Origin of the sequence: Micromonospora parastrephiae, from assembly GCF_016802865.1 — a bacterium.
Classification (GTDB): Bacteria; Actinomycetota; Actinomycetes; order Mycobacteriales; family Micromonosporaceae; genus Micromonospora; species Micromonospora parastrephiae.
The window spans coordinates 1-2,313 of record NZ_JAEVHM010000370.1 but is presented as its reverse complement, the minus strand read 5'-3'; the positions used below and the strand labels follow the sequence as shown (position 1 = coordinate 2,313).

Sequence of the window (2,313 nt, the reverse complement as noted above, 5' to 3'; positions counted from 1 at the left end):
ACCCGTTGAGCCACGCCTTGTACGACCCGGTCCACCCGGCGCCGCGCCGCCCGGCCCATTCGGGGCCGCGCAGACTGGTGATCCACTCCAGCTCGCCGACGTGGGGGCATCCCGCCGCGCTGTCACCCCCACATCGCCGACATGGAGTCGATCATTCCGGCGACGGACCGTCGGTACGACGAAGGCCCGTTCCCCACCTGGGGAACGGGCCTTCGTGGTGCTGACAGCCGGTCGCGGCGGCGACCGGGTGGATCAGTGCTCGGCGGTGCGCCGGGTGCCGGTGTAGTACTCGAACAGCAGCCCGCAGGCGGCGAAGACGACCCCCACCAGGCCGGCGCCGATCAGCCAGTACTGCCAGAACACCATGCCGAGCGCGGCGATCGCGGCGGCCAGCGCCAGGCCGAACGGCCAGTAGCTGCCCGGGCTGAAGAAGCCGACCTCACCAGCGCCGTCGGCGATCTCGGCGTCCGGACGGTCCTCCGGACGCAGGTCGATCCGGCGGGAGACGAACCAGAAGAAGCCACCGCACATCGAGCAGAGCAGGAACGACAGCAGCAGGGCGACGGTGCCCACCCACTCGATGTTGCCGGACTCGCCGTGCGTCCACGCGCCGTAGAGGATGGTGGCACCGAAGAGGAACCCGGCGATGATCAGGAAGATACGCCACTCGGTCTTCATGCGGCTGCCTCAGCTTCCCGTACGGGCCGGAGCGCTGTCCGGGTTGAAGTTGCTCTGCGTCCGCCGGGTGTCGAACGGCTGCGTGGTCTGCGCGTACGGCTGCTCGCCGATCGCGACCAGCGCGTCCTGGGTCGACTTGCCGCTCTGCTTCGCCGCCAGGAACTGGTCGTACTTCTCCGGCGAGACGACCCGCAGCTCGAAGTTCATGAACGCGTGGTAGCTGCCGCACAGCTCGGCGCAGCGCCCGACGTAGGCGCCCTCGGTCTCCAGGCTGGAGACCTCGAACACGTTGCGGATCTTGCCCGGCATGACGTCCCGCTTGAAGAGCAGCTCCGGCACCCAGAAGGAGTGGATGACGTCGCGGCTGGTCTCCTCGAACCGGATCGACCGGTTGGTCGGGAGCACCAGCACCGGGATGACCTCACTGGTGCCCAGCGTCGACGCGGTGGTGCGAGCCTGCGTGCCCTGTCCGTCGCGGTAGTTGAACTGCCAGTTCCACTTGAACGCGACGACCTCGACCGTGACGTCCGGGTTCTTCGACAGCTTGTTCACGTCGGTCTGCACGATCGCCGTGTAGTAGAAGAGCACCGAGACGATCAGGATCGGCGCGATGGTGTAGAGGAACTCCATCGGCATGTTGTAGCGGGTCTGCACCGGCAGCGAGTTGCCGCGCTTGCGGTAGCGCACGACGCACCAGAAGATCAGGCCCCACACGAAGACGCCGACCGCGAGGGCGGCGATGCAGGAAGCGATCCACAGGTCGTACATCCGCCGGGACTCTGCCGAGATGCCCCCCTGCGGCCAGCCGAAGCCGTCGAACGCCGCTCCGACGTCACAGCCCGTGAGCAGGACCAGCAGCGCCACGCCGCCGAGACCGAGCCCGGCCAGCCGACCAGCACCGCGCCGCCGGCGCCCACCGGCCCCTGGGGAAGCGCTGTGCCGTACGGCCGACGGCCGTACCTCCGAACTCCTTGCGACCACCTGGTCCTGCCTCCCTAGCGCGCCGCGGTGCGTCTTTCCTCGGCACCGACGGCAAAGGCGTCACCGACGGTCGCAGATTACTCGACCATGACGGCCCCGGCCGTGGTGGGGTCACTGTCCGCCCCCATCGGGGGGATCCTGGGCATACCGCCGCGATAGCGTACTCATTCGTGAGCGCATCCCCGGTCTACCTGGACGCGGCGACCGCCGCGCCGACGCATCCGGTCGCCCGGCAGGCGCTGCTGGCCGCCCTCGACGACGGTTGGTCCGACCCGGGCAAGCTCTACACCCAGGCCCGCCGCGCCCGGCAGCTGCTCGACGCCGCCCGCGAGGCCACCGCGCAGACGCTCGGCGTCCGCGCCGACGAGCTGTCCTTCACCCCCAGCGGTACGACGGCCGCGCACGGCGCGGTGCTCGGTGGCCTGGCCGGGCGGCACCGGGTCGGGTCGACGCTGGTGCACTCGGCGATCGAGCACTCGGCCGTCCTGCACTGGACACGGCGGGCCCGCAGGACGCGCGCTGCTCGCGGTGGACGTCCCGGTGCCCGGCCTGCCAACCGCGCGGGCCGCGCGCCAATGAGCTGACCGAAGGCATATCGGACGCCGGGGCGGGAACAACCGCACCGGAACGCCGTAACAGCCGACCGGTAGGGAG

At 70.2% G+C, this 2,313-nt stretch carries 2 protein-coding genes and 1 pseudogene; 1 reads left to right on the top strand and 2 read right to left on the bottom strand.

Going from position 1 to position 2,313, the window contains the following annotated elements; genetic code table 11:
• Positions 1-252: 252 nt before the first annotated feature.
• Together JNW91_RS31075 and ctaC are read right to left on the bottom strand one after the other, a co-directional pair.
• Complete coding sequence (locus JNW91_RS31075; protein ID WP_203179013.1) at positions 253-678, bottom strand: cytochrome c oxidase subunit 4; 426 nt, start codon at positions 676-678, stop codon at positions 253-255.
• Between the two features lie 9 nt (positions 679-687).
• Entirely contained in the window at positions 688-1,659 is a 972-nt protein-coding gene (ctaC, locus tag JNW91_RS31070; protein ID WP_203179012.1) for an aa3-type cytochrome oxidase subunit II, read from the bottom strand.
• Positions 1,660-1,829: 170 nt separating this feature from the next.
• Between ctaC and JNW91_RS31065 the strand changes: the two are divergent.
• Positions 1,830-2,228 (top strand): annotated as a pseudogene (locus JNW91_RS31065) (aminotransferase class V-fold PLP-dependent enzyme); the annotation flags it as partial.
• Positions 2,229-2,313: the final 85 nt, after the last annotated feature.

Coding starts and splice junctions, on each gene's coding strand:
- JNW91_RS31075 (WP_203179013.1), bottom strand. CDS start 678: ATGAAGACCGAGTGGCGTATCTTCCTGATCATCGCCGGGTTCCTCTTC.